The following is an 18,310-nucleotide window of genomic DNA, read 5'->3' as shown; positions in this document are numbered from 1 at the left end:
GAGCGATCGGCGCCTCATCACGGCCGGCACCACTGCGACCAGCGGGGACCGTCCTATCCGCCCGCCAGCCGAGCCGTGGGGGAGAGAAGGGCGCGCCTCACACCTCTGTGAGCCATCCCCCGCCCACGCGACCGCCTCCCCCGCCCACCGGGGCGCGGGAACGCAGGTGAGAGCGCTATCGCGCGCAAGGCACCGCCTCCTACCTGGTGGTTTGGTCGATAGATCCTGAAAAGTCCCTGATCAGAGCCTTAGTTAGGGTGGTCTAGCATGGGGAGCACGACCCAGTGGTGCTGGACGGCAGGGGAGGGACCTCTCCGCCGCTCGCCGGCATCATCACGACACAGGAAGGGAACCCGTGCCACGAGCCGAAAGCCTGGGCGAGAATCCGATGAGCGATGCCCCCGCTCCAACCAGCCCCCGTCACGCGGGAGGCGCCACCGCCAGCCCCCTCGGATCGCGGCGCGCCGCGCTCGCCGCGCTGAGCACGGCGGCGGTCGGCGCGGCCGGCGGGCTCAGCGCCCTGCTGCGGGAGGGCGGCCCGGGGGGCGATGCGTCCTCCACGCCCGCGGGCGGGCCGGCCCCGGGCGAGGGCGGGCCCCTGGCCCTGCCGGACTCCCTCAAGCGAACCGTGGCCGGGGGCAACGAGGGGGACGCCGGCGACACCAGCCCTGACCCCTCCGCCGCGGGCGGCGGGGCGAATGGCGCCGACGGCGCCCAGGCCCCGTCGCCGGCCCAGGGCGGTGCCGGTGGCGCGGCCCAGGGTGGCGCTGCCCAGGGCGGCGCCAACAGCGGTGAGGCCCCGGCGTCCTCCGGCGCTGGTAGCGCCCCGGAGACGGCCAGGACCGATGCCCTCGACGTCTACCGCAGGGCCCCGGGAGCAGCGGACCTCGAGGCCTCCTCCGAGCTTCGCCCCCGGACTCCGGCTGCGCACCTCCTCGGCATGGCACCTCGCCAGACGCGCCTCCATCGCCGCCACCGCCGAGATCGCCTCCGATATCGAGTCGATGGGCGCCACCGCCTGGATCGACAGGCAGCTGGCCCCCGAGGGCATTGATGACACCTACGCCGAGAGCCTGGTCTCACGCCACTACGGGTGGTCCCGGCTCTCCGCCCTCGAGATCAAGCGCATCACCGGCGACCACTCCGCCAAGGCCTCGCCGTCGGTCATCAACGCCGCCCTGACCCGGATGCGCTTCGGCAACAGGGTCCTCGCCGAGTCCGTGGTCGAGCTCATGGCGGACCACGTCTACGTCCCGATCCACGGCAAGGGAGAGCCCTTCATCACGGAGTTCGATGTCCTGCTGCGCGAGCACGCGCTGGGCCGCTACGCCGACTTCCTCTACGCCGCGGTGACCAGTGCCGCCCTCCTGCGCGAGCTGGACAACACCGCTTCGACCAAGGAGAACCCCAACGAGAACCTGGGGCGCGAGCTCCTGGAGCTCTACACCGTGGGGCGCCACTCCTACTCGGAGGACGACGTCAAGGCCTCCACCCGCATCCTGACCGGCAACGGCATCGACTGGTCCAGCATGGGCTACGCCTACCGGCCGGAGGACCACGCCGTCGGGAGCGTTGACGTGCTGGGCTTCTCCGACGCCAACACGGATGCCTCCGCCGGTCAGGACATGCTCAAGCGCTATGTCGAGCACCTGTGCCACCTGCGGCCCACCGCTCTCAGGCTCGCCAAGAGGATCGCCCGCCGCTACATCGCCGACGAGCCCTCCGACGCCGCCGTGGAGGCGATCGCGAAGGCCTACTTGGACAACGACACATCCATCGCCCCCGCCGTCAAGGCCGCGCTCACCCATCCCGACTTCGCCGCCTCGGTGGGCAAGAAGTGGCGCCGCCCCACGGAGCTCTACATGACGATCGCCCGTGCCGCCCACGCCCAGGTCGCCGTCGCGCACGGGGACGTCAACGCCGGCGACTACTTCAACCTGGGCACCTACGGCTGGCTCATCAAGGAGGCTGGCCACGAGCCCCGGATGTACGGGAGCGTGGACGGCTACCCGGACACCGCCGAGTACTGGATGTCCGCGGGCACCACCATGGCCCTGTGGGACGGCGCCCAGAACGCCGTCGACGGCGACAAGAAGGAGTCGGGCAGGACCGACTGGCCCACGGCGCTGTCCATCACCGCCGGCCAGCCCGCGCTGGAGACGGCGCGGCGCATCAGCTGGCACCTCACGGGCTACGCCTGGACCGACGCCGAGCTCTCCGGCGTCGCCGAGCTGCTCGCCGGCCTGCCCGGCACCGGCTCCGCGGCCACGTGGACCGTCACTGGCAAGAACCTCACCGCCTTCGCCGAGCACGCGGTCCGCCTGTGCTTCTGCAGCCCTTACGCCTTCCTGCGCTGAGAGGAGACGAGACGACCATGGAGCGCTCAGAGACCAGGAACCGCAAGACCCGCTTCACCCAGGGTGCCGCCCTCATGAGGGAGGACATCGTCACCCCCGTGCACCATCACGACGAGGCCCAGGACGCGCTCCTGGTCGACGTCGACGGGCGGGTCGAGCGCATGACCGGCTGCCAGGCCGACGACTACGTCACCGAGAAGCACGATCTGCCCGAGCTCACCGAGGTCGACCACGTCGACGGCGGCCCCTCGAATGTCAAGCGCCGCCACATCCTGGCCGGCGCGGCCGCGGGCTTCGGCGCGCTGCTGACGGCCACCTCCATGCCCCGCTACTCCTTCGCGGCCCCCTCGGCCGACAGCGGGAACGAGCTGCTCGTCTGCGTGTTCATGCGAGGCGGCTTCGACGGCCTGTCCGCCGTCGTCCCCCTCAACGACCCCGCCTACTACGCGGCCCGGTCCACGATCGCCGTGCGCGCCGAGCAGACGACGCCCCTCGACCCCACCTGGGGCCTCAACAACCACATGAGGTCCCTCAGGCCGATCTGGGACGCCGGGGAGATGGCCATCATCCAGGGCTCGGGCTCGCCGGACGTCTCCCGCTCGCACTTCACCGACCAGGTCACGGTGGAGCGGGCCGCCCCGGCGTCGGTCCGCTCGGGCTGGCTCGGCCGCCACCTCCAGACCAAGTCGACGGGCACGGGGACCTTCCGGGGCGTCACCATCGGGGCCTCCACGGTCTTCTCCCTGACCACCAACAACCTCGACACCCTGGCGGTATCCTCCATCGACGAGTTCGACCTGCGGGTCTGGGGCGGGGACGACCTGAAGTCCCGCGTCCGGCGGGCCCTGGATGAGATGTACGGGGGCGCCGGGGGAGAGGTCCAGCGCTGTGCGCAGTCGGCCTTCGACGCCGCGAGCACCCTCCAGCGGGTCCGCTCCTCCTACCCCCAGGCCCTGAGCGCCGGCTACCCGGACTCCGACTGGGGCAGGGGGCTGGCGGAGATCGCCCGAATGGCCAAGGCCGGGGTGGGCATGGAGGTCGCCTGCATCGACATCGGGGACTGGGACATGCACTCCGGCCTGGGCCAGGCCGCCGACGAGCACGCCTGGTTCTCCCGGCGCGCCCGCGACTTCGCCGACGGCCTGGCGGCCTTCCGCAAGGACCTGGGGGGCAAGTGGGCGACGACGACGATCGTCACCATGAGCGAGTTCGGCAGGCGCGTCGCGGAGAACGGCTCAGGCGGGCTCGACCACGGCCAGGGCAACACGATGTTCGTCATGGGCGGGGGGATCAAGGGCGGCCGCGTCCTGGGCACGGTCCCGAGCCTGGTGGAGTCCAACCTCTCCCTGGGGGACGTCCCGATCACCCTGGACTACCGCCAGGCGCTGTCCGAGATCGTGTCGAACAAGCTCGGCAACAAGGCCTCCGTGGGAGAGGTCTTCCCCGGCTTCACCCCCGGAACCCCGCTGGGCATCGTCTGAGGAGCTCATCGGCCGTGAGAGGATGGGAGCATGGCATATCGCGACATCCGCATCATCGGCGACCCGGTCCTGCGCACGGAGTGCGCGTGGATCACTGATATCGACGACTCCGTGAAGTCCCTCGTGGAGGACCTCCTCGAGACGGTCGATGAGGATGGCCGCGCGGGCCTGGCCGCCAATCAGATCGGTGTGGGCCTGCGGGCCTTCTCCTGGAACATCGACGGCGAGATCGGTTACATCCTCAACCCCCGTCTCGATGAGCTCGTCTGGGACGAGTACCAGGACGGCGACGAGGGCTGCCTGTCCGTGCCGGGCCTGTGGTTCCCCACCAAGCGCGCGTGGTACGCGCGAGCCACGGGCATCGACCTCGATGGCAAGGAGGTCGTCGTCGAGGGGGAGGAGCTCATGGGCCGCTGCCTGCAGCACGAGTGCGACCACCTCGAGGGCCACCTCTACCTGGACCGCCTGGACCGCAAGAACCGGGCGCGCGCCATGAAGCAGCTGCGCGAGCAGGGGCTGTGAGCCCGATGCCCTCCGCGGGCGAGGCGCCTTGAGCGCGGGCCCGTATCCTGGCATGATTCAAGAGCGCGCCGCGCGCATCATGATGACCGCCCTGGAATCGCTTGGCGAGATCGTTGGGGAAGACGACCCTCGACCAATCCAGGAGGCTGTTGATCGTGAACGGTGGTTACACCCGCGGTGTACTTTTCGTGCACTCCGCCCCCCGGGCGCTGTGCCCGCATATCGTCTGGGCGGCTCAGAACGCCCTGGGTGCCGAGCTCCGCCTCGACTGGACCGAGCAGCCTGCCGCTCCTGGCATGATGCGCGCTGAGACCAGTTGGGTGGGGCGGGTCGGCATGGGCGCGGTCCTCGCCTCCGCCCTGCGGGGGTGGGCCAACCTGCGCTACGAGGTGACGGAGGAGGCCAGTCCCGGTTCCGACGGCGGGCGCTGGTCGCACACCCCGGACCTCGGGATCTTCCACGCCCAGACCGATGTCCACGGCAATGTCGTCGTCCCAGAGGACCGCATCCGCGCCGCCCTCCAGTACGCCTCCCAGCCTGAGGCCATGAGGCGGCACCTCGACCTCGCCCTGGGCCAGGCCTGGGACGACGAGCTCGAGCCCTTCCGCTACGCCGGCTCCGGCGCCCCCGTGCGCTGGCTTCACCGGGTCGGCTGAGGGGCTCGCGGTCAGGGCCTGCGCAGCACGAGGGCGGCGTTGTGCCCGCCGAACCCGAAGGAGGTCGACGCCGCGCTGCCCAGCCCCGGTGCCTCGCGACCATCCGGGCCGACGACGTCGAGCCCGAGGTCCGCGATCTCAGGGTCGATCCCGCCGGGTAGGAGCGTGGGCGGCAGGAACCCGTCGATGATCGCCATGGCGGCCAGCACCGCCTCCAGGCCACCGGCGCCACCGAGCAGGTGCCCGGTGGCTGATTTCGTGGCGCTGAGCGCCGCTCCGGGGGCGACTCGAGCGATCATCCGCGCCTCGACAAGGTCGCCCGCGGGCGTGGAGGTGGCATGGGCGTTGATGTGGCCGAGCTCGTCCGGGGCGATGCCGGCTCGGGCCAGGGCCTGGCGCAGGGCACGCTCCTGCTGGGCGCCGGTGGGGTCGGGCCGCGCGACGTCCATGGCATCAGCGGTGGTCGCGCTGCCTGCGAGACGGGCGAGCGGTAGCGCGCCCCGCGCGTGCGCGTGCGCGGCGGACTCCAGGACGACGACGCCGGCCCCCTCGCCCAGGACGAATCCATCGCGGTCCGCCGCCAGGGGGCGCGAGGCGCCGGTGGGGTCGTCGTTGCGAGTGGACAGGGCCCGCATGGCGGCGAAGGCTGCAACGGTCATGGGGTGCAGCGCGGCGTCCGTGCCCCCGGCCAGCACCATGTCGGCGCGGCCCAGGGCGATGAGGTCGGCGCCGTGGGCGATCGCCTCGGCGCCGGAGGCGCAGGCGGCCACGGGGGAGTGGATGCCCGCCCTCGCCCCGAGCTCGATGCCGACGGCGACCGCCGGGGCGTTGGGCATGAGCGCAGGCACCGCCGTGGGCGCCACCCTGCGGGGGCCCCGCTCCCTCAGCGCGTCCCAGGTCTCCATCACGGAGAGCACCGGGCCCATCCCGGGCGAGATGGACACCGCTAGCCGCTCCTGGTCGACCTCGGGGGAGCCCGCCTGGGCCCAGGCCTCGCGGGAGGCGATGAGCGCCAGCTGGCTGGCGCGGTCGAGCCGGCGCAGCTCTCGGGGCCCCAGGACCTCGGCGGGCTCGATGGCCAGGGGCGCGGCTATGCGCACCGGCAGCCCCATGCCCTCCGCCCAGTCCTCGGTGATCGCCCGCACGGCGCAGGCGCCCGAGCGCAGCGCGCGCCAGGTGCTCGCCACGTCCCCGCCCAGCGGGGTGGTGGCGCCCAGACCGGTGATGACGACCTCCCGCTCCGGGGCCTGTCCGGGTGGTTGGTCGGCTGGGCGACGGGGCTCCTCACCGGGCACGGGTCAGGCCTTGCGCGCCGTGACGTGCTCGGCGAGGGCGCCCACGGTCGGCAGCGCGGGGATGAGCGAGTCCTCAAGGGTGACCCCGAGGCGCTCCTCGACCTGCGTGGCGATGGTGAGCAGTCCCAGGGAGTCGATGCCAAGGTCCTCGGCGAAACTTCGAGCTGCTGGTGATCAGGCCGGGCGCCACGCCGGCCTCCTCGGCGGTGAGCTCGATGACGACGCCCAGGACGTCGGCGGCCTGCTCGGTGTTGTCGGCCATGGTGGTCTCCTTGGTGTGGGTCGGGGCGGCATGCGCCGCCGGGTGGGAGGAACAGTTGTGGGGCGGAGGGGGGGCGGCTGGGGCCTCGGGCCCTGCGCTGGGGCGGGGTCAGAGGCGTGAGGCGGCGGCGAGCCGACCGACGAGCACCGCCATGTGGAGCATGAGCCCGTCGCGAGGATTCGTGGCGTCCCAGCCGACCTGCTCGCTCACCCTCCCCAGCCGGTAGCGGACCGTGTTGGCGTGGACGAACAGGGCGCGGGCCGTCGCCTCCAGGCTCCCGCCGAGCGCCAGGTAGGTGGCGACGGTCTCCTCGAAGGGATCGCCCATGGCGTGGAGCGGCTCGTGGACGAGGGCGAGGATCTGCTCGTGGGCGAAGCTCGTCGCCGGACAGAAGGCGCTCGGGGAGGAGGTCATCGGCGCGCACGGGGTTGGGGGCCTCGGCCCAGCCCGGCAGCGCCCGCAGCCCGGCCAAGGCCGAGCGCAGGGAGAGCCCCGCGTGATCGACCTCGGCCACCACGGGGCCCACCACGGTCGGGCCCTCGAGCGACGCGGCGATCTCCAGGGCGATCTCATCGACGCCGCGCTCGGCGCGGCCCTCGCGGATGGGATGGCTGTGCTGACAGAGCTGGCCGTGCTGGCCAGCAGGCCCACCGGGCACCTCGGGGGAGGCTCCCAGGATGATGATGACCGAGTCCCCGCGCACCGAGACGAGGCAGTCCTCGGCCTGAGCCCGGCAGGCGTCACGCAGGCGGGAGGTGGCGATCGCGCCCAGCGCCGTTCTTGACGCGATGGCGACCACGGGGCCGCGATGGGTCCATCCGGCCGAGCCGGCGCGCGTGGCCGCCTCCGTGGGGGTGCCGTGGAGCATGGAGTCCACGGCGACCGACTCGAGGCGGGCGTCCCATGCGCCGCGGGCCTCGGCGGCGCGGGCGTAGACCTCCGCCGCGGCGAAGCCGACGTCGCGGCCGAAGGTGAGCACGAGGATGCGGACGGTGTCATGGTCCTCCGTGGGAACCGCCTGGGGCGCCTCCTCGACGACGACGTCGAGAACGGTGCGCACGAGGTCGAGGGTCTGGCCCAGGGTGATCGTGCCGGTCAGGGTCGCGGGGGCGACGGAGAAGATCTGGGAGGGCTTCGCCGCGCTCTCGGGCTCCTCGACGGAGTCGACGAACATGGTCACGCCCAGGTGGGAGACGTTCTCGATCTGCTTGCGCGAGGCCTCGGGAAGCGTGCGGTACCAGGGATGGGCTGCGCTGATGCGGTCGAGGGAGTGCTCGATGATCGTGTTCTGCGCCCGCCGGAGGGCCGCGACAGACGCCTCGCTCAACTCATCCATGATCAGATGCTACCCAGTGCGAGGCCGCCGGGGATAATGTGGGCACCCGATTGAGGCGCGATGGGGCGGGTAGAACGGGACCCACGCCGTCGGCCCTGAGATCCTGATGGAGGACATGGACATGCGACCGGCGACTCGTACTGAGGTGGATCTCCTGGGATCGCGCGAGGTGCCCCTCGACGCCTACTGGGGCATCCACACGCTGCGGGCCATGGAGAACTTTCAGATCTCCGGGACCACCATCGGCGATGTCCCCGAGCTCGTCCGGGGCATGGTCCAGGTCAAGAAGGCCTCCGCCCTGGCCAACGCCGAGCTGGGGACCCTGGCCCCCGATCTCGCGGAGGCCATCTTGTGGGCATGCGATGAGATCCTCGTGGGCGGCCGCTGCATGGACCAGTTCCCGGTCGACGTCTTCCAGGGCGGCGCCGGCACCAGCCTCAACATGAACACCAACGAGGTCGTGGCGAACCTCGCCCTGGAGCGCCTGGGCTACGCCAAGGGCCGCTACGACGTCGTCAACCCCAACGACCACGTCAACAAGTCCCAGTCGACGAACGACGCCTACCCCACCGGCTTCCGCCTCGGCCTCTATCAGGCGGTGGCCGGGATGGAGGCGGACCTGTGCGACCTCATCGACGCCTTCCTCGATAAGTCCCGCCAGTTCCGCGATGTCCTCAAGATGGGGCGCACCCAGCTCCAGGACGCGGTCCCCATGAGCCTGGGGCAGGAGTTCAAGGCCTTCGCCGTCCTGCTCGACGAGGAGATCACGCGCCTCATGCACAACAGCGCCCTCCTCCTGGAGGTCAACCTGGGGGCCACCGCCATCGGCACCGGCCTCAACACGCCCCCCGGCTACCCTGAGACCGCCGTGCGCCACCTCAAGGAGGTCACGGGCCTGCCGGTCTCCGGGGCCCAGAACCTCCTGGAGGCCACGAGCGACACCGGCGCCTACGTGTCCATGCACGCCACGATCAAGCGCCTGGCGGTCAAGCTCTCCAAGATCTGCAACGACCTGCGGCTGCTCTCCTCAGGGCCGCGCGCCGGCCTGGCGGAGATCCGCCTGCCCGAGCGCCAGGCCGGCTCCTCCATCATGCCCGCGAAGGTCAACCCCGTCATCCCGGAAGTGGTCAACCAGATCTGCTTCAAGGTGATCGGCAACGATCTCACGGTGACCATGGCCGCTGAGGCCGGCCAGCTCCAGCTCAACGTCATGGAGCCCGTCATCGGGCAGGCGGCCTTCGAGTCGATCCGCCTGCTGCGCCGGGCCATGCGCGTCCTGCGAGACCTGTGCGTCGTGGGCATCGAGGCCAATGAGGAGGTCTGCCGGCGCAACGTGCTCGACTCGATCGGCATCGTCACCTACCTCAACGAGGTGATCGGCCACCACAACGGGGACCTCGTGGGCCGCGAGTGCGCGCGGTCGGGGCGCTCCGTGCGGGAGGTCGTCCTGGAGATGGGCCTGCTGGAGGAGCCGGTTCTCGACGAGCTCCTCAGCGTGGAGAACCTGCTGCGCCCCAAGTACCGGGACGCCCAGCACTACTCGGGCGCGGATCCCTCTGCCGCCACCGAGGCCTCTGAGGCGGTGGAGGGCACCGGGGTCCCGCAGGAGGCCTGAGCCCCGTGCGGGCGGGGGCTTCCCGGAATCCGCGGCCAACGCGAGGGGCCCGGCTGGTGACAATCACCAGCCGGGCCCCTCGCGTTGGGGAGGGCGCCGCGCTCAGGCGTCGCCGCCGTCGGAGCCGGAGGTGCCGGCGTTGACATTGGTCAGATCGTAGCGGGCGATGGCCTGGGCGACGACGTCGCGCCCGAGCTTGCCCTCATCCGCCAGCGCCTGCAGCGCCTTGACCACCACGGAGGCCGAGTCGATGAGGAAGAAGCGGCGCGCGGCCGGCCGGGTCTCGGAGAAGCCGAAGCCGTCGGCTCCCAGGGTGTGGTAGCTGCCCGGGACCCACTTGCGGATCTGGTCGGCGACGAGGTGGTCGTAGTCGCTCGTGGCGATGAAGGGGCCCTGCGCCGCCTGGAGGCGTGAGGTCACGAAGGGGACCCGCTGGTCGCCGGTGGGGTTGAGGAAGTTCTCCCTCTCGGCTGCCAGAGCATCGCGGCGCAACTCGTTCCAGGACGTCACGGACCAGGTGGAGGCGCGCACGCCCCAATCCTCGGCGAGCACCCGGCGGGCCTCCTCGATCCAGGGCAGTCCCACGCCGGAGGCGAGGAGCTGGACCTCGGGTCCATCGCCGTCGGCGGGGCCGGACAGGCGGTGGATGCCCTTGATGATGCCCTCGACGTCCACGTCCTCGGGCTCCGCCGGCTGGCTGATCGGCTCGTTGTACACGGTGAGGTAGTACATGACGTCGCGGTTGCGCCCTGAGTCGGGCCCGTACCAGCGCTCGAGGGCGTCGCGCACGATGTGCCGGATCTCGTAGGCGTAGCCGGGGTCGTAGGTGATGACGGCCTCGTTCGTGGCCGAGATGAGCGGCGAGTGCCCGTCCATGTGCTGGGTGCCCTCGCCGGCCAGCGTGGTGCGACCGGCGGTGGCGCCCATGATGAAGCCGCGCGTGAGCTGGTCACCGGCGGCCCAGAACTGGTCAGCGGTGCGCTGGAAGCCGAACATCGAGTAGAAGATGTACACGGGGATCATCGGCTCGCCGTGGGTGGCGTAGCTGGTGCCCACCACCTGGAACAGTGCGGCGGAGCCCGCCTCGTTGATACCGGTGTGCATGATCTGACCGTCCGTGGACTCGCGGTAGGACAGCATCATCTCCGCGTCCACGGGCGTGTAGTCCTGGCCCTGGGTGTTGAAGATCTTCTTCGTGGGGAAGAGGGATTCCAGGCCGAAGGTGCGCGACTCGTCAGGGACGATCGGCACGATGCGCCGACCGATGCCGTCCTCCTTGATAAGCTCCTTGAGCAGCTGGACGAAGGCCATGGTGCTGGCCACCTCGCGCTTGCCCGAGCCGCCCTTGAGGACGTCGTAGGGGCGGTCGCCGGGCAGCTGGACCTGCCTGGGGGCGTCGCGGCGCTCGGGGAGGAACCCGCCGAGCTGGCGCCGACGGTCCATCATGTAGAGCAGGGCCGGGTCATCCGCGGCGGGCCGGTAGTAGGGGGGCATCTTCGGGTTGGCCTCGAGCTGCTCGTCCGTGATCGGGATGCGCAGCCGGTCGCGCAGGCCCTTGAGGTCGTCCAGGGTCAGCTTCTTCATCTGGTGGGTGGCGTTGCGGCCCGCGAAGTGAGAGCCGAGCAGGTAGCCCTTGACCGTGTGCGCCAGGATGACCGTGGGCTGCCCCTTGTGCTCAGTGGCGGCCTTGTAGGCGGCGTACATCTTGCGGTAGTCGTTGCCGCCGCGCTGGAGAGCCCAGATCTCCTCATCCGTCCAGTCCTTGACCAGGGCGGCGGTGCGCGGGTCGCGGCCGAAGAAGTGCTCGCGGACGTAGGCGCCGTCGTTGGCCTTGAAGGTCTGGTAGTCGCCGTCGAGCGTCTCCATCATGAGGTGCTCCAGGGCGTGGTCCTTGTCCGCGGCGAGGCTGGTCCCAGCCGCGTCCCCACAGGACCTTGATGACGTTCCACCCGGCACCCTTGAAGGAGGCCTCGAGCTCCTGAACGATCTTCCCGTTGCCGCGCACCGGGCCGTCGAGGCGCTGGAGGTTGCAGTTGATGACGAAGGTGAGGTTGTCGAGCTGCTGGCTGGCGGCGAGCTGGAGCATGCCGCGCGACTCGGGCTCGTCCATCTCGCCGTCGCCCAGGAACGCCCAGGTGCGCTGCTGGCTGGTGTCCTTGATGCCGGCTCCCGCGAGGTAGCGGTCGAACCAGGCCTGGTAGATCGCCTCGGCCGGGCCCAGGCCCATGGAGACCGTGGGGTACTCCCAGAAGTCCTCCATGCGGCGCGGGTGCGGGTAGGAGGGCAGGCCGCGGCCCTTGCCGCGCGCCGGGTGGGAGACCTCCTGGCGGAAGCCGTCGAGGTCGTCCTCGCTCAGGCGGCCCTCGATGTAGGCGCGGGCGTAGTTGCCGGGGGAGGCGTGGCCCTGGAAGAAGACGTGGTCCCCGCCGCCGGGGTGGTCCTTGCCGCGGAAGAAGTGGTTGAAGCCGACCTCGTAAAGGGTCGCGGTGGAGGCGTAGGAGGAGATGTGCCCGCCGACGCCGACCCCCGGGCGCTGGGCGCGGGTGACCATGACGGCGGCGTTCCAGCGCAGCCAGCGGCGGTAGGCCCGCTCCATCGACTCATCGCCGGGGAAGTAGGGCTCATCCTCCACGGGGATGGTGTTGACGTAGGGCGTGGTGGTCTGCCCCGGGACCGTGACGTTCTTCTTGCGGGCCTCGGCGAGCATCGACAGCAGGATGAAGCGCGCGCGGGGGGCGCCCTTCTCCGCGATGAGGGCGTCGAGGGACTCGCGCCACTCCCGGGTCTCCTCGGGATCGTTGTCGTTGACCTTGGTCAGGAGGCCGTCGATGAGGGGGGTGGCATCACTGGTGGGGCTCACGGAATCCTCTTCCTTGCGTCGTTCCGATGGATTGGAGGGCGCTGGCGGGCTGGTCGGCCCGGCGTCGCTCCCGCGCGCCCGGTGACCCGGTCCGCCGCGAGCCCGGGGTCGGCCCGCGTCCTGTTGGGCCCTAATCTACGGCGTTCGAAGGCGCTTCAGGACGGGCAAGGGAGGAAAGAAGTCCCAAGCGGCCTGTGAGGTCAGGCACGTGGCGTGGCGCCGTAGGGGGCGCCGCGGCGTGCCGAGGAACGGACAGGAGCTTGCGCGGGCGGCCCTCATGCGGTGGGCTATGCACAGGTCCCGCAGGGGGGCCGTAGCAGGGGCGCTGAGCCCGGAAGGACGGTAGAGGGATAGTGGCGAGCGCAGCGGGCGGGGCTTTCGGCTTCGCCTCAGGTCTCATCATCCAGGAGTTCGGGTACGACGACGATGTCGACCCCGCCCTGAGGCAGGCCGCCGAGGCTCTCACCGGCACGGAGCTGGTGGACGAGGACTACGAGGACGTGGCCGACTCCGCCATCGTGTGGTGGCGCGCCGACGACGGCGACATCGACGATCTGACGGACCTGCTCGTTGACGCGCAGGCCAACCTCGACGGCGATGGGACCATCTGGGTGCTTACGCCCAAGGCGCGCACGGCGGGCGCCGTGGCGGCGGCCGATATCGAGGAGGCGGCGGCGACGGCGGGCATGCACGCCACGTCGACGGCCTCGATGGGCGACGCCTGGAGCGGCACCCGGGTCTCCAGCCGGCGCCGCTGAGGCACTGGTGGCGGACCCCGCCCGGGCGCGCTTGGCGCGGGGAGCGCCCCACTGGACCTGTAGCTCAGCTGGTAGAGCAACGCGCTTACACCGCGTCGGTCGTCGGTTCGAGTCCGGCCGGGTCCACTATCGCGCGGAGGGAGGCGGGGCCGCTGGATCCGCATGACCGGGCGTCGGCGGCCGGGCGCGCGCCGCGCAGGCCCTGTGGGTGGCAGGCGCGGGACAGGGCCGTCGTCGTCGTCCTCGGGCACGCCGATGCCGGGCCGACAGCGGGCGGCGTCAACCGGCGCCGCGCCAGGGCCGCCGTCGCCGCCCTGCGCCCGGGGGACCTGCTCATCTGCTCCGGAGGCGCCGTCGTCGGTGAGCGCCCCGAGGCGGAGATGCTCGCCGAGCACGCCCGCGGCCTCGGTTGGCGGGGCACCACCTGGACGGAGACCGCCTCGCGCTCCACCTGGGAGAACATCGGCGCCCTGTCATCGCTGATCGAGGCCGCGGGCGGAGACGGCCCCATCATCATCGTCTCCGATCCGCTCCACGCAGCCAAGGCCAGGCTCATCGCCGGGCGCCGGTTCCCGGCCCTCGTGCGCCGGCTCGCCCCCATGCCCCCGCGCGCCGCCGCCCTGGCGCGCCCCGGGACGGCGAGCGCGGCGCTGGCCGCCGCCGACCTCGCCCTGACCTCCGCCCTCCCCGCCTGGGCGCCGCGCTCGGCCACTGGGGTGGCCGGGATCCGGGCCCTCGGCGGTACCGTGGTGGGACAATGGCGGTGTCAGCGCTCACGTGGGCGCGAGAGCGGCGCGGCGATGGAGCAGGGCGAGCGCGGGAGGGAATGACCGGTATGAGCAGGAGCGCCACCGGGGAACCCGACGGCGCCGTCGCGGGCGACGACGGCGCCGAGCAGGGGATGGAGGCGGCTGAGGCGATCGCGGCGGTCATCGAGGGGCGGCGGACGCTCATCATCACCGGCGCGGGCATGTCGACTGATTCCGGACTTCCCGACTACCGGGGCGTCGGCACCACCCCGATCGAGCCCGTCGATCTTCCCTCCTTCGCCACCGACCCCGTCTGGTACCGCTGGCTCTGGTTCCGCAACGAGACCACCTGGCGCTCCCTGGAGGCCCTGGAGCCCAACGCCGGGCACCGCGCGCTGGCGCGCCTCGAGGCCGCTGGCGCGATCATGGGCGTGGCCACTCAGAACGTCGACCGCCTCGACGCGCGCGCAGGCGTGCGCAACCTCTGGGAGCTCCACGGCTCCTACGACACGGTGGTCTGCCTGCGCTGCGGGGCGCGGAGCACCCGCGCCGAGGTCTCCGAGCGCTTACGAGCCCTCAACCCGGGCCTGATCGAGGACCTCGACCCCATGCGCCTGGAGATCACCCCCGAGGCGCGCCGCGCTGAGGCGGAGGCCTGCGACTTCCGGACTGTTGACTGCGAGGCCTGCGGTGGCCTGCTGAAGCCGGGCATCGTCATGTTCGGCGAGGGCCTGCCCGAGGAGGCGATGGAGGGCGCGCTCGCCGCGGGGCGCGAGTGCGAGGCGGTCATCGTGGCTGGGACGAGCCTGGCGGTCTCCACCGGCATGTGGGTGGTCCAGTCCGCGCTGGCCGGCGGCGCGAGCCTCGTCGTCATCAACCGCGGGCGCACCCAGGCCGATCCGCTGGCCGAGGTCATCGTCGACGGCGGATGCTCGGAGGTGCTGCCGGCCCTGGCCGACCGGCTCGCCCGAGGGGCGTGAGCCGACCAGGGCGCGCCCCCGACGGGCGCGGCGTCACCCGAGGGCGCAGTAGCCCCCGTCGGCATCCACGAGCTCCCGGTTGCAGGGGTAGGACGGGGCCGCGATGAGGACGTCGTCCCCATCGTCGACGGTGGCCAGGGTCGTCAGGAGGAGTGCCGAGGAGGTGCCGTTGGTGATGATGACGCGGGCGGGGTCCACGACGGCGCCGTGGCGCTCGCGGTAGAAGCCGGCGATGGCCTCCCGCGGCGCTGGCAGCGTAGGCAGACTGCCCGGGGCGCCTGGCCCGCTCATCCACGTGTGGACGCGGCGCCATGACTGGTAGCCTCGCTCAGGCGCGGGTCCCGCCCGCCGCCAGCCCCCATAGCTCAGCGGTTAGAGCAGCGAGCTTATACCTCGTCCGTGCCTGATAAGCACAAGGTCCCGGGTTCGAATCCCGGTGGGGGTACCGCGCCGCGTCCAGGGCCCGCGGGCCCTGGACGCGGCGCGCGCCCCCGTGGTGGAACCGGTAGACACAGCGGCTTTAAAAGCCGGTGCCGCGAGGCGTGCGGGTTCGAGCCCCGCCGGGGGCACCACGACTCCCCTCCACCAGCCCGCGCCAAACTGACCCGTCTCGGGAGCGGGCTCAGCCGAGGAAGCGCGCCCACCCGTCAGGGCGGGCGCTTCTCGTTGGGCGACGCTCGATGGTTGAAAGCGCCTCCAGGCGTTCCAGAGCACGCGCAGGCCGTTGGCGGCACCCCGTCACGGGGCGCCGCCAACGGCCTGGAGGCGCTTGAGGGGCCCTGCGGACGCTCAGGACGGGAAGCCCGCCAGCGCCCGGCCCCGGCGCGTTCTCACGCGGCGGTCAGCTCAGCGGCGCCGAAGGAGACGTCGAAGTCGTCGCACCACAGAACCACGCTCTTCCACGCGCTCGGGTCCGTCCCGGCGGGCAGGTCGTACACCTGGTTGCCGAGATTCCCCTTGATCGGCGCCACATCCAGGTGCTCGTAGTCCCCGGCCGTGAACCAGCCGTCCCTGCCCTCGATCACCGGCGCGGCGCTCAGCCAGACCCGCACATCCGGGCCGTTCGACGTCGCGAGGTTCTCCAGCACCAGCTGGTGCGAGCCGTCCGGCTTGCGCAGGATGCGCGCCGTGCCACTCGTCGAGTGCTCGTGAGAGATGAACGATCCGCTCGCCACCTGGACGGGACCCTGCTGCGCGGGCTGCTGCTGCGCGGGCTGCTGCTGCGCGGGCTCCTCGGTGGCGCCGTTGGCACTCTCCGGCCCGGCCGACCCGCTCGACTGCGCCTGGGGCGCCGTCGCCACCGAGTAGGTGGGGATCTCGTCGTTCACCGTCTCATCGATGAACAGCAGCCACGGCTTGAACACGGCTAGCCCGACGCCGGTGGCGGCCAGGACGATCACGGCCAGGGAGACTGTGAGGCGCTTGTGTCGGGAAAGGAATCGGGGCATGTCGATGGCTCCTTGGAGTCATAGGGGCCGGCGGGGTGCACCGGACATCGATGAGGTTCGTCTTATCAACGCGTCCGCGCTCTGGAATCATCGCCGCGCGCCGCATGATGCTCCTCACTTCTCGCCATGACTGTCCGAGCCCCCTGATGCCGCGGGCGAGGCCCGCATCACGGATCGCCTCGGAGGCCGACGGGTAGGCGTCGTGGAGATCGACGCGCTCGCCGCTAGCCTTGCCGCATGATCGACTCGCCGCTCCACCAGCGATCCGCCGCCGGGGAGGCCTCCTCGGCCGCTGAGGCGCTGACCGTCGCCGACGTCGCCGCCCTTGTCGAGGCTGCGGCCCCGCCCGGGCTCGCCGAGTCCTGGGACTCCAACGGGCTCATCTGCGGGGACCCCGAGGCTCCCGTGGCCTCGATCCTGCTCGCCGTCGACCCGGTGGCCGCCGTTATCGACGAGGCCATCGAGCGCGGCGCCGACATGATCATCACCCACCACCCCCTCTACCTGCGTGGAACGGACCATGTGGCCGCGACCGACCCCAAGGGGCGCGTCATCCACCGCCTCATCCGCAGCGGCATCGCCCTGCTCAACGCCCATACCAGCCTCGACGCCGCTCACGGCGGCGTCGCCGCGGCGCTGGCAGCCTCTATCGGCCTGCTCGGCACGGTCCCGCTCGAGCCCAGCCCCGCCGACCCCACCCAGGGCATCGGGCGCATCGGCTCCCTCCCCGCCCCCGTTCGCCTGCGCGATCTCGCCGACGCCGTCGTCGCCGCCCTGCCCGACTCGCCCCCCGGCATCCTCGTGGGCGGCGACCTGGACGCCACGGTGGAGACCATCGCCGTCTCCGGAGGAGCGGGCGACTCTCTCCTGGCCCGGGCCCGCGAGGCAGGCGCGGACGCCTTCCTCACCGCTGACCTGCGCCACCACCCGGCCAGCGAGCACCTGGAGGCCGGGCGTCCCTACCTCATCTGCGGCACCCACTGGGCCACGGAATGGGTGGGCCTGCCCCCGCTCGCCCAGCGGCTGGCCTCCACCGCCGAGCGCGGTGGACGTAGACTCTCCACGCACGTGTCCACGATCTGCACCGACCCCTGGGCCCTGCGCCTGAGCCCCGGCACCACTCCAGCGGGCTGACGCCCCGACATCCCTCCCCACTCTCGACGACCGGAAGGACATCCCGTGACCAGCGCCCCCCTCGCCGAGCAGCGACTCCTCATCGACCTGCAGGACATCGACACCGCGCTCGCGAGGCTCGCGCACGAGCGGCGCGCCCTGCCCGTCCTGGCGCGCATCGAGGCGACCGTCGCCCGCCTCAAGGACAACAAGCGCTCCGCCCTGCTGGCCACCGCCGCCCTGACCGAGGCCAAGCGGAGCGCCACTCACGCCGAGGACGAGGTCGGGCAGGTCGTCCGACGAGCCGCCGCCCTGCGCGAGCGCCTGGCCGCGGGCAGTGACGCCGCCCGGGACCTGGCCGCCATCCAGGGGGAGATCGATCAGCTCGGGCGCCGCCAAGGCGTCCTCGAGGACGCCCAGATCGCCGCCATGGAGGCCCTCGAGGCGGCCCAGGCCGAATCCGACCGGCTCGCCGATGAGGAGCGGGCCATCCGCGCCGCGGGCCGGGAGCTGACCGCTGAGCGCGACGCCGGGTTCACCCGGATCGATGAGGAGACCGAGCGCCTGCGCGCCCGGCGCGATGAGCTCGCCGGCACCATCTCGCCCGCCCTGCTCGCCGACTACGACGCCGTGCGCGCCGCGACCGGGGGCCTCGGCGTGCTCGCCCTCCACGGGCACCGCCTCGAGGGAGGCTCCGTCGAGCTCAGCCCCGCCGAGCTCGCCCGCATCGACGCCGCGCCGGCCGACGCCGTCATCCATGCCGAGGAGAACGACGTCATCCTCGTGCGCATGGATATCTGAGCCGGCCCGGCTCCCGCCAGGCCCATGGCTCCGGGGCCGGGGCGGACCAGGACGCCGTCGGCCCACCCGCCAGGCTG

The 18,310-nt window shown here is 72.0% G+C and carries 14 protein-coding genes, 3 tRNA genes and 3 pseudogenes; 14 read left to right on the top strand and 6 right to left on the bottom strand.

The genetic code is table 11. The features are described from left to right. The first annotated feature begins 388 nt into the window (after positions 1 to 388). The 5 genes from ABXS69_RS06825 to ABXS69_RS06805 all read left to right on the top strand — a co-directional run bounded on the left by ABXS69_RS06825 (position 389) and on the right by ABXS69_RS06805 (position 5,016). Positions 389 to 1,054: a hypothetical protein gene (locus ABXS69_RS06825; protein WP_366179980.1), complete on the top strand. Its 666-nt coding sequence runs from the start codon at positions 389 to 391 to the stop codon at positions 1,052 to 1,054. After that, positions 1,005 to 2,357 (top strand): DUF1800 family protein, encoded by a 1,353-nt coding sequence (locus ABXS69_RS06820; protein ID WP_366179979.1) that lies wholly within the window; start codon positions 1,005 to 1,007, stop codon positions 2,355 to 2,357. Before ABXS69_RS06825 ends, ABXS69_RS06820 begins: the two co-directional genes overlap by 50 nt. Positions 2,358 to 2,374: 17 nt before the next feature. After that, entirely contained in the window at positions 2,375 to 3,838 is a 1,464-nt protein-coding gene (locus ABXS69_RS06815) for a DUF1501 domain-containing protein (RefSeq protein ID WP_366179978.1), read from the top strand. A gap of 30 nt (positions 3,839 to 3,868) precedes the next feature. Then, positions 3,869 to 4,360 (top strand): peptide deformylase, encoded by a 492-nt coding sequence (locus tag ABXS69_RS06810; RefSeq protein WP_366179977.1) that lies wholly within the window; start codon positions 3,869 to 3,871, stop codon positions 4,358 to 4,360. A 155-nt stretch (positions 4,361 to 4,515) separates the two neighbouring features. Then, on the top strand, positions 4,516 to 5,016 hold the full coding sequence (locus ABXS69_RS06805; RefSeq protein ID WP_366179976.1) for a DUF3145 domain-containing protein: 501 nt from the start codon (positions 4,516 to 4,518) through the stop codon (positions 5,014 to 5,016). Between the two features lie 11 nt (positions 5,017 to 5,027). Here the strand turns inward: ABXS69_RS06805 and ABXS69_RS06800 are convergent, their stop codons facing one another. The 3 genes and pseudogenes from ABXS69_RS06800 to ABXS69_RS06790 form a co-directional block, all read right to left on the bottom strand. Further along, on the bottom strand, positions 5,028 to 6,311 hold the full coding sequence (locus ABXS69_RS06800; protein ID WP_366179975.1) for a beta-ketoacyl-[acyl-carrier-protein] synthase family protein: 1,284 nt from the start codon (positions 6,309 to 6,311) through the stop codon (positions 5,028 to 5,030). 3 nt (positions 6,312 to 6,314) lie between these two features. Next, positions 6,315 to 6,573: pseudogene (locus ABXS69_RS06795) on the bottom strand (acyl carrier protein). A gap of 108 nt (positions 6,574 to 6,681) precedes the next feature. Further along, a pseudogene (locus tag ABXS69_RS06790) lies at positions 6,682 to 7,909 on the bottom strand (helix-turn-helix domain-containing protein). A gap of 121 nt (positions 7,910 to 8,030) precedes the next feature. On the opposite strand from ABXS69_RS06790, the gene aspA reads away from it, so the two are divergent. Beyond that, positions 8,031 to 9,524 (top strand): aspartate ammonia-lyase, encoded by a 1,494-nt coding sequence (aspA, locus tag ABXS69_RS06785; protein WP_366179974.1) that lies wholly within the window; start codon positions 8,031 to 8,033, stop codon positions 9,522 to 9,524. 102 nt (positions 9,525 to 9,626) lie between these two features. Here aspA and aceE read toward each other — a convergent pair. Further along, positions 9,627 to 12,384, bottom strand: a pseudogene (gene aceE, locus ABXS69_RS06780) (pyruvate dehydrogenase (acetyl-transferring), homodimeric type). Positions 12,385 to 12,737: 353 nt separating this feature from the next. On the opposite strand from aceE, the gene ABXS69_RS06775 reads away from it, so the two are divergent. From ABXS69_RS06775 to ABXS69_RS06760, 4 genes are all read left to right on the top strand, one after another. Then, entirely contained in the window at positions 12,738 to 13,142 is a 405-nt protein-coding gene (locus tag ABXS69_RS06775; RefSeq protein WP_366179973.1) for a DUF3052 family protein, read from the top strand. A 53-nt stretch (positions 13,143 to 13,195) separates the two neighbouring features. Further along, positions 13,196 to 13,268: transfer RNA gene (locus ABXS69_RS06770), tRNA-Val, on the top strand. Positions 13,269 to 13,270: 2 nt separating this feature from the next. Beyond that, positions 13,271 to 13,972, top strand: a complete 702-nt coding sequence (locus ABXS69_RS06765; RefSeq protein ID WP_366181560.1) for an ElyC/SanA/YdcF family protein — start codon at positions 13,271 to 13,273, stop codon at positions 13,970 to 13,972. A 71-nt stretch (positions 13,973 to 14,043) separates the two neighbouring features. Then, positions 14,044 to 14,871, top strand: coding sequence for a Sir2 family NAD-dependent protein deacetylase (locus ABXS69_RS06760; protein ID WP_366181559.1), 828 nt, complete (start codon positions 14,044 to 14,046; stop codon positions 14,869 to 14,871). A 33-nt stretch (positions 14,872 to 14,904) separates the two neighbouring features. On the opposite strand, the gene ABXS69_RS06755 is transcribed toward ABXS69_RS06760, so the two are convergent. Next, positions 14,905 to 15,162 (bottom strand): aminotransferase class I/II-fold pyridoxal phosphate-dependent enzyme, encoded by a 258-nt coding sequence (locus ABXS69_RS06755; RefSeq protein ID WP_366179972.1) that lies wholly within the window; start codon positions 15,160 to 15,162, stop codon positions 14,905 to 14,907. Between the two features lie 63 nt (positions 15,163 to 15,225). Here ABXS69_RS06755 and ABXS69_RS06750 point away from each other — a divergent pair. Beyond that, positions 15,226 to 15,316 (top strand) — tRNA-Ile (locus ABXS69_RS06750). A gap of 42 nt (positions 15,317 to 15,358) precedes the next feature. Further along, positions 15,359 to 15,443: transfer RNA gene (locus tag ABXS69_RS06745), tRNA-Leu, on the top strand. A gap of 258 nt (positions 15,444 to 15,701) precedes the next feature. Here ABXS69_RS06745 and ABXS69_RS06740 read toward each other — a convergent pair. Next, a complete protein-coding gene (locus ABXS69_RS06740; protein ID WP_366179971.1) occupies positions 15,702 to 16,319 on the bottom strand; it encodes a DM13 domain-containing protein in 618 nt (205 codons plus the stop codon). Positions 16,320 to 16,556: 237 nt separating this feature from the next. On the opposite strand from ABXS69_RS06740, the gene ABXS69_RS06735 reads away from it, so the two are divergent. Together ABXS69_RS06735 and ABXS69_RS06730 are read left to right on the top strand one after the other, a co-directional pair. Then, entirely contained in the window at positions 16,557 to 17,453 is an 897-nt protein-coding gene (locus ABXS69_RS06735) for a Nif3-like dinuclear metal center hexameric protein (RefSeq protein ID WP_366179970.1), read from the top strand. A 45-nt stretch (positions 17,454 to 17,498) separates the two neighbouring features. Further along, complete coding sequence (locus tag ABXS69_RS06730) at positions 17,499 to 18,233, top strand: hypothetical protein (RefSeq protein ID WP_366179969.1); 735 nt, start codon at positions 17,499 to 17,501, stop codon at positions 18,231 to 18,233. The last annotated feature ends 77 nt before the right edge of the window (positions 18,234 to 18,310 follow it).

The organism is Actinomyces timonensis (genome assembly GCF_040702965.1).
GTDB classification, from domain to species: domain Bacteria; phylum Actinomycetota; class Actinomycetes; order Actinomycetales; family Actinomycetaceae; genus Actinomyces; species Actinomyces timonensis_A.
Note: the sequence above shows the minus strand (reverse complement) of the source record. Positions and strands in the feature narration are given on the sequence as shown.

Excerpts from the sequence above, each read along its gene's own strand:
- ABXS69_RS06760 (WP_366181559.1), top strand. The coding sequence starts at position 14,044 with ATGGAGGCGGCTGAGGCGATCGCGGCGGTCATCGAGGGGCGGCGGACG.
- ABXS69_RS06815 (WP_366179978.1), top strand. The coding sequence starts at position 2,375 with ATGGAGCGCTCAGAGACCAGGAACCGCAAGACCCGCTTCACCCAGGGT.
- aspA (WP_366179974.1), top strand. The coding sequence starts at position 8,031 with ATGCGACCGGCGACTCGTACTGAGGTGGATCTCCTGGGATCGCGCGAG.
- ABXS69_RS06820 (WP_366179979.1), top strand. The coding sequence starts at position 1,005 with ATGGGCGCCACCGCCTGGATCGACAGGCAGCTGGCCCCCGAGGGCATT.
- ABXS69_RS06755 (WP_366179972.1), bottom strand. The coding sequence starts at position 15,162 with ATGAGCGGGCCAGGCGCCCCGGGCAGTCTGCCTACGCTGCCAGCGCCG.
- ABXS69_RS06735 (WP_366179970.1), top strand. The coding sequence starts at position 16,557 with ATGATCGACTCGCCGCTCCACCAGCGATCCGCCGCCGGGGAGGCCTCC.
- ABXS69_RS06740 (WP_366179971.1), bottom strand. The coding sequence starts at position 16,319 with ATGCCCCGATTCCTTTCCCGACACAAGCGCCTCACAGTCTCCCTGGCC.
- ABXS69_RS06825 (WP_366179980.1), top strand. The coding sequence starts at position 389 with ATGAGCGATGCCCCCGCTCCAACCAGCCCCCGTCACGCGGGAGGCGCC.
- ABXS69_RS06810 (WP_366179977.1), top strand. The coding sequence starts at position 3,869 with ATGGCATATCGCGACATCCGCATCATCGGCGACCCGGTCCTGCGCACG.